The 7,111-nt window shown below is 70.4% G+C and carries 8 protein-coding genes and 1 pseudogene; 3 read left to right on the top strand and 6 right to left on the bottom strand.

The genetic code is table 11. From position 1 onward, the window contains the following. Positions 1 to 453 (top strand): annotated as a pseudogene (locus B2U11_RS03605) (phosphoglucosamine mutase); the annotation flags it as partial. A 191-nt stretch (positions 454 to 644) separates the two neighbouring features. Here the strand turns inward: B2U11_RS03605 and B2U11_RS03600 are convergent. The 4 genes from B2U11_RS03600 to B2U11_RS03585 all read right to left on the bottom strand — a co-directional run bounded on the left by B2U11_RS03600 (position 645) and on the right by B2U11_RS03585 (position 3,277). Then, positions 645 to 1,616, bottom strand: a complete 972-nt coding sequence (locus B2U11_RS03600) for a right-handed parallel beta-helix repeat-containing protein (protein ID WP_292070020.1) — start codon at positions 1,614 to 1,616, stop codon at positions 645 to 647. A gap of 2 nt (positions 1,617 to 1,618) precedes the next feature. Continuing rightward, positions 1,619 to 2,419, bottom strand: coding sequence for a phosphatase PAP2 family protein (locus tag B2U11_RS03595; protein ID WP_292070019.1), 801 nt, complete (start codon positions 2,417 to 2,419; stop codon positions 1,619 to 1,621). Continuing rightward, the gene (locus tag B2U11_RS03590) at positions 2,416 to 2,817 is read right to left on the bottom strand and encodes a hypothetical protein (protein WP_292070018.1); all 402 of its coding nucleotides are present in this window, start codon (positions 2,815 to 2,817) and stop codon (positions 2,416 to 2,418) included. Before B2U11_RS03590 ends, B2U11_RS03595 begins: the two co-directional genes overlap by 4 nt. Positions 2,818 to 2,989: 172 nt before the next feature. Continuing rightward, positions 2,990 to 3,277: a ribonuclease gene (locus B2U11_RS03585; RefSeq protein WP_292070017.1), complete on the bottom strand. Its 288-nt coding sequence runs from the start codon at positions 3,275 to 3,277 to the stop codon at positions 2,990 to 2,992. A gap of 89 nt (positions 3,278 to 3,366) precedes the next feature. Between B2U11_RS03585 and B2U11_RS03580 the strand changes: the two genes are divergently transcribed. Continuing rightward, positions 3,367 to 4,371 carry an LLM class flavin-dependent oxidoreductase gene (locus B2U11_RS03580; RefSeq protein ID WP_292070016.1) on the top strand — a complete coding sequence of 335 codons (1,005 nt, stop codon included), beginning with the start codon at positions 3,367 to 3,369 and terminating at the stop codon, positions 4,369 to 4,371. Here B2U11_RS03580 and B2U11_RS03575 read toward each other — a convergent pair. Further along, on the bottom strand, positions 4,368 to 5,327 hold the full coding sequence (locus B2U11_RS03575) for an alpha/beta fold hydrolase (RefSeq protein WP_292070015.1): 960 nt from the start codon (positions 5,325 to 5,327) through the stop codon (positions 4,368 to 4,370). The genes B2U11_RS03580 and B2U11_RS03575 overlap by 4 nt on opposite strands. Positions 5,328 to 5,374: 47 nt before the next feature. On the opposite strand from B2U11_RS03575, the gene B2U11_RS03570 reads away from it, so the two are divergent. Continuing rightward, positions 5,375 to 6,211, top strand: coding sequence for an aldo/keto reductase (locus tag B2U11_RS03570; RefSeq protein ID WP_292070014.1), 837 nt, complete (start codon positions 5,375 to 5,377; stop codon positions 6,209 to 6,211). Between the two features lie 84 nt (positions 6,212 to 6,295). Here B2U11_RS03570 and B2U11_RS03565 read toward each other — a convergent pair. Further along, on the bottom strand, positions 6,296 to 7,111 hold an 816-nt coding region (locus B2U11_RS03565; RefSeq protein WP_292070012.1), incomplete at its 5' end, for a 3-hydroxyacyl-CoA dehydrogenase family protein.

Below are 7,111 nucleotides of genomic sequence, written 5' to 3'. Positions count from 1 at the left end.
AAGGCCGAGGGCCTGACGCTGGAGCGCACCAAGGTCGGCGACCGCTACGTCATGGAGCGGATGCGCCAAGGCGGCTTCAACATCGGCGGCGAACAGTCGGGCCACATCATCCTGCATGACCACGCCACCACCGGCGACGGCCTGATGGCGGCGCTGCAGGTGCTGGCCGTCCTGGTCGAATCCGGCAAGCCGATGAGCGAACTGGCCCGGCAGTTCGAGCCCGTGCCGCAGTTGCTCGAGAACGTCCGCTACAGCGCCGGCCGGCCGCTGGAAAACGACGCCGTCAAGGCCGCCATCGTCCAGGCCGAGGCCGCCCTGGACGGCCAGGGCCGCCTTCTGGTCCGCCCCTCCGGCACCGAAAAGCTGATCCGCGTCATGGCCGAGGGCGACGACGAGGTCCTGGTGCGACGGGTCGTGTCCGATGTCGCGACCGCGGTGCGGGCCGCCGGCTGACGCCCGGGCGGTCCAGCCCTCCCATTGACGCTGGTTCGACCTCTGTTTTCCCTCGGTTTTCCAGCAACGGACCGCAATCGACCTATCACGCCTCCAGCCTGTGTTAGGGTGATCGTCGAGACCTGAGCCTCGCCCCGAATTGCACTTTTTTGCACCTTGCACCGTTTTTCGCGGTGCAGTGCAATTCGGCCTCATCGCGCCCAGGGCCGGATGGCGCGCTGGGTCCGATTGCCCGACACCCGATTGCCGCGCGCGCCGTCGCCGTCGTCGGCGCTGGAGCCATACGGCCAGCCGGCGTCGTCGCCGCAATAGCGTCGCCGCCCTTCACGCGCGCCCACCACGACCGTGCGCGGCCTCAACCAGGCCGCGCCGGAAAACACATTGTCCGTGATCTGATTGTAGGACGGCGTCTGGTGACGGATCACCCCGTCCTCGCCGCAGTTGCGATAGAGGAATATCCCGCCCTGGCCGTGCAGGGCGAAGCGGTTGTCGACGATGCGGTTGGCGCCCGACCCGTCCACGGCGATCTGCTCGCGCCCGGTGCGGATGTCGAATTCGTTGTCCCGTATCTCCGCCCCCGCGCTCTCGGCGTCCAGATAGATGGCCGTCGAGGTCGATCGGCCGGCGAAGGTCGAGCCGGTCACCGTCGTGCGCGTCACGCCCGGCCCGACATAGAGGGGGATGGTCCCCGTCGCCTCGAACCGCACCCGCTCGACCCGCACCTGGGTCGGGGCCGCGGCCTGGGCGGCGCGCGTGTGATCGGGCGTGCGCGACGAGGCCCGAAAGTCGCGCATCGACCCGCCCGCGCCCATGCCCCAGATTCGGATGTTGCCCGCCACCACGCAGTCACGCACCGTCACGCCGGACGGGCGGCTCCAGCCCGCATTCTCTCGCCGTGACCAGATGGCGATGGTCGGAATCCGCGTCGTCGCCTCGCCTGGCGTCTCGACCCGCCCGCCGCCGCAATCCAGCGCCGCGCCCGAGGCCTCGGAGCCCTCGATCAGCACCGGCCGGCGTACGTCGCGCCCGGACAGCACGGCCCGGCACATCATACGATAGGGTTCCGCCGAGGGCTGCGTCAGCGCCTCGACCTCGGCCTTCGTGCAGGCCCGCGCCGCCGGAGTCCCGGTCTGGATCGCCAGCGCGGCCAGCACGTCGATCATCGTCAGGGCAGCGGCGTCGCCAGCGCCGCCCGCTCGGCCGCGCAGCCGGGGTTGGTGCGGCCGCTCGCGCGTGCGGCGACCAGTTCGGCCCGCGCCGCCAGGGCGTCCTCGGCGAAGGCCGGCGTCGCCGCGATCTCGGCGGCCACCGCCCGTCCGATGGCCTCTCCGGCCGACACGTCGCTGGGGTAGTGCATGGCGCAGATCAACCGGCTGATCCCGATCTCGCGCCCGATCCGGCGCACGGCCTCGGCCCGGTTCGGCTCCAGCGCCGCGAAGGTCTCGGCATAGGCCGTCCCGACCGCCGCGCTGCCGGACGGATAGGAGGCGCTCTTTCGCGCGGCGGCGTCCAGTCTCTGACAGGCCTGACGCTGGGGGTCGTCGCCGACCGGCCGGGGGCGCGCGGCCCGCGCCTTCACCCTTTCGGCCACGCCGTTGGCGTCGTGAAAGGCGCGCGCCATGATCCGGTCCAGCGTGGGGGTTTGGGCCGATCCCAGCCTCACCCCCAGGGCGCAATCGAAGTGCTGCAGCGCCAGCGGCGGACGCAGTTCGGCGTGGGCCGTCGCCAGCAGCCAGCGGTCCCCGCCCTGCAGCGCCGCATAGCGCGCAGAGGCCGCCTTGTCCGCCCGGTCGGTCGCCGATCCCGGGGCGGGCGGGGGCGGGACCGCCTGGGCAAGGCGCGCCAGATCGGCCGGCGCCAGATAACCCGTCCCGCTTTCCAGGAAGACCGGGGGATGCGCAGGGCCGGGCGCGCAAGCCGCCAGCAGCAGCGCCGCCAGCGCGCCGCCCGCAGCCGCAGCCCTCACCGGCCCTCGCTCCAACTCAATTGCACCGAGGTGTTTCCCTCGGCCGGCGCGGCGACGACCGACAACTTGGCTCCGTCCGGTTCTCCGTCGGCGGCGCCGTAGGCCCGCGCGTCCCCCTGGTTCATGCCCATGACGGGCCGCAGCCCGGCCTGGGCGGCCCGGTCGCGGTAGTAGGCGATCACCTCGTCCGGGGTGGCGCTGGTTTCGAAGGTCACCAGCCCGCCCTGCCCCGCATCGCCGGCGGCGATGACGGCGGGCGCCTCGGCCGTGGCGCCGGGATACAGGGCGGCGAAGGCGGGCGCGCCCGGCGCCGCCGGCTCGGCCTCGCCCAAGGCGGCGGCCGGGGTCGGCGCATCGGTCGGAGCCTGGACCGGCGCCGGTTCGGACGCCTCGAGCACAGGCGTCTCCGACGCAGGCTCGGCCGGTTGCGCGGTCCGGTCGCATCCGGCAAGGCCAAGAACCATGAAAGCGGCCGAAGCCGCCAGTCGTCGCATCATCGAGGGAATATCCCGGGCGCAGGGTCGAAGCGCCACCGTGGCGCCTCCGTATGGCGGCGGCAAGGCGAAGGGCTCACGCCCCCTCGCGCTTCCCCTTCTCCGCGTTGCTCAAGGCCTCGCCCTCTTCGGCCAGTGCGCGATTGATGCGGGCCGAATCGGGATCGTCGTCCGAACCGCTGGCCGAGCCGCCCCGCAACGATCCGGCGCGAGTGTCGGAGCCGGAGTCGGTCCCGTCCAGCGCCTCGATCAGGGCGTCGGCGCGGTGGCCCAGGTCCGGCTTCTCGCCCATGTCGGCGGCCTCTCGGGCGTCCTCGCCGTCCGCGGTCTTCGGCGGCAGGGGCTTGGGGGGCTGGTCGGTCATCGCGCGCTCCTTCGCTACGGCAGACTCAAAGCCGCAGCTTCGGTTGCGGTTCCCCTTGATCTGTCGGCGGGCGTCCCGATCTAGGCGTCATGATCCCGTTCTCAGTTCTCGACCTGTCGCCCATCGTCGAAGGCGGCGACGCCCGCCGCGCCCTGGACGAGACCCTGGCCCTGGCCCAGGCCGCCGAACGCCTGGGCTACGAGCGGTTCTGGCTGGCCGAACATCACAACATGCCCGGCATCGCCAGCGCGGCCACCGCGATCGTGATCGGTCACGTGGCGGCCGGGACCCGGCGCATCCGCGTCGGCTCGGGCGGCGTCATGCTGCCCAACCACGCGCCGCTGGTCGTCGCCGAACAGTTCGGCACGCTGGAGACCCTGTTCCCCGGCCGCATCGACCTGGGCCTGGGCCGCGCGCCCGGCACGGACGGGGCGACGGCGCGCGCCCTGCGCCGCTATTTCGACGCCGCCGACCAATTTCCGCGCGACGTGGCCGAACTGATCCACTGGTTCGAGCCGGAAACGCCGGGGCAGGCCGTCCGCGCCGTACCCGGCGCCGGCCTGCGCGTTCCGATCTGGCTGCTGGGCTCCAGCCTGTTCAGCGCCCAGCTGGCCGGCCAGCTAGGCCTGCCTTACGCCTTCGCGAGCCATTTCGCCCCCGAACTTCTGCTGGAGGCCCTGGCCCTCTACCGAAGGTCGTTCGAGCCGTCCGAACACCTGGACAAACCCCACGCCATGGCCGCGATCAACGTCTTCGCCGCCGACACCGACGAAGAGGGCGTGCGGCTGTCCACCTCCATGCAACAGAGCTTCGCGCGCCTGACCACGGGCAAGCCCGGCAAGCTTCCGCCCCCCGTCGATGATATCGCCGCCGTCCTGACGCCGCAGCAGATCGAGAGCGCCCGCGGGCGTCTGCTTTATTCCGCCGTCGGCGGCCCCGAGACCGTGCGCCGCAAGCTGGCCGATTTCATCGCCCTGACCGGCGTGGACGAGCTGATGGTCACGGGCATGATGCACGACAACGCCGCCCGCATCCGCAGCCTCGAGATCGTCGCCGACGCCCGTTCAGCCTTGGAAACGGCCGAGGCCGCCTAGAGCCCCGCCAGGAAATCGAGCAGCAGGGCGTTCACCGCGTCCGCCCGTTCCTGCTGGATCCAGTGCCCCGCGCCCGGCAGCACCTCCATGCGGGCCAGCTTCGGAACCCAGTCCTTCATCGTCGCCTCCTGCCGCCCGGCGTAGTGGCGCACCGGATCGTTCTCGCCGACCACGAACAGGGCGGGCACGGCGATCCTCTGGTCCTGCACGAAGGCGGTCAGGGACCAGTTCAGGTCCAGCGCCCGATACCAGTTCAGCGGCCCGTCGAATCCGGCGGCCGCGAAGGCGTCGACATACTCCTGGAAATGGTCCTGGCTCATCCACGGCGGCAGGGTCGCCGCATCGTCGATGCTGTCCAGCAGGCTGACGCCCTCGGGCATGAAGCCTGTGGAGCGTCGCTCCGCCGGGGTCGCCCCGTCATAGGCGAAGAACAGCTTTCTCAGCGTCGTCGCCGGATCGGCCTCCAGGTCCCGGTGCGCGTCCGGCGCCTGGAAGCGGTTGATGTAGAGATCGCCCTGCCCCGCCTTCCTGGCCAGGGCGGCCATGGCGGGGGTGGGCGGCCCGCCCGGACGCCGCGGCTGGAACGGCACCGACAGGCCCGCCACGGCGGTGAAGATGTCGGGCCTCAGCAGCGCGCAATGCCAGGCGACCGGCGCCCCCCAGTCGTGGCCGACCACCGTGCAGGTCCGCGCGCCCAGCGCCCGGACCAGATCGACCATGTCCCCGACCAGGTTCAGGATCGAATAGGCCGCCACGCCCTGCGGCCGTTCGGTCCCGCCATAACCGCGCATGTCCGGCGCCACGGCGCGATAGCCCGCCGCCCCCAGCGCCTCGACCTGGGCGCGCCAGCTGACGCCCAGTTCGGGAAAGCCGTGGATCAGCAGCACCAGCGGCCCCTCGCCCGCCTCCAGAACCTGCTGGGACAGGCCTTCGGTCTTGATAAGCCGTGTCTGCATCGCCACCCTCCCGGCGGCCTTTTCGCCGCTCATGCATTAGGACGGACATGACCCGCCTCGTCACCTTCGCCGACGGTACGACCGTCCCCGCCCTTGGCCAAGGCACCTGGGAGATCGGCGACGCCGCCGCCCGCCGCGACGCCGAGCAGGCGGCGCTGGCGCGCGGGATCGACCTGGGCATGACCCTGATCGACACGGCCGAGCTTTACGGCGACGGGCGCGCCGAACGCCTGGTGGGCGAGGTCATCGCCGGTCGCCGCGACGAGGTCTTCCTGGTCTCCAAGGTGAAGCCGGAAAACGCCTCCGAAATGAGGATGATGCTGGCCTGCGAGAAGTCGCTTGAACGGCTGGGCGTCGACCGGATCGACCTCTACCTGCTGCACTGGGAGGGCCGCATTCCGCTGGAGGAGACCGTCGACGCCTTCCAGGAGCTGGTGGACGAGGGGATGATCGCCCGCTGGGGCGTGTCCAACCTGGACCTTCGCACGATGGAGCGGCTGGTCGACATCGACGGCGGAAACGACTGCGCCGCCAACCAACTGCTCTACAACCTGGGTTCCCGCGGCGTGGAGTTCGACCTGCTGCCGTGGATGCAGGCCCGCGACATGCCGATGATGGCCTATTCGCCGCTGGGGCGCGGCGGGCTGCTGGAACACCCGCTGATCGTCGACATCGCCGACCGCCACGACGCCTCGCCGGCCCAGGTGGCCCTGGCCGCCGCCCTGCGTCACGACGGCGTCATCGCCATCCCCAAAGCGTCGTCGGTCGAGCATGTCGAAGCGAACGCGGACGCGCTGGACGTCCAGTTCGACGCCGAGGACCTGGAGCGGCTGGACCAAGCCTTCCCGCCTCCCAAGCACGAAACGCCGCTGGACATAATCTGACGCCGCCTCCCGATGGGAGGAGAGACAGACAGAAAGGGCCGGGATCGCTCCCGGCCCTTGTCGTCTTCAGTCTCAGCCTTTCGATCAGGCCGCCTTCTTCTCCGGCGCGAACTTGCCGTAGAAAGTCTCATTCTTGGCGGCCATGTCGCGCAGCAGCTGCGGGACCTTGAAGCGGTCGCCATAGGTCTGGGCCAAGCGGTCCGCCGTCTCGACGAACTTGGCCAGGCCGATCCCGTCGATCATGCTGATAGGACCGCCGGTCCAGGGCGCGAAGCCCCAGCCCAGGATGGCGCCCAGATCGGCTTCGCGCGGATCGTCGATGACGCCCTCTTCCCAGCAGCGGGCCACTTCGACGGCCTGGCGATACAGCAGGCGCGTCTTCAACTCGTCGATCTGGCCGAAGGCGCTCGGCTCTTCCGGCTTGTCGATGCCCTTGGTGGTCGGCGCCAGCTCGGCCAGGCCCTTCCAGATCGTCTTGGGCTTGCTGTCATAGTCGTAGAAGCCCTTGCCATTCTTGCGGCCAAAGCGTCCGCCCTCGACCATGGTGGCGACGATCTGCTCGCCCTCGTTGGGGACATACTTGTCGCCCAAGTCCGCCTTGGTCTGTTTGGCGATCTTGTAGGACAGGTCCAAGGCGACGTCGTCGTGCATCTCCAGCGGGCCGCGCGGCATGCCGGTCATGCGGCCGACATTGTCGATCAGCGCCGGACCATAACCTTCCTCCAGCATCGCCATGCCTTCCATCAGGAAGGTGGAGAAGCACCGCGAGGTGTAGAAACCTCTGGAGTCGTTGACGACGATCGGCGTCTTCTTGATCTTCAGCACATAGTCCAGCGCCTTGGCGATCGCCGCCTCGCCGGTCTTCTCGCCCAGGATGATTTCGACCAGCATCATCTTGTC

Source organism: Brevundimonas sp. UBA7534 (genome assembly GCF_002479325.1).
GTDB lineage: Bacteria > Pseudomonadota > Alphaproteobacteria > Caulobacterales > Caulobacteraceae > Brevundimonas.
The sequence above is the reverse complement of the archived record's forward strand: the minus strand, read 5'-3'. Positions and strand labels throughout refer to the sequence as shown.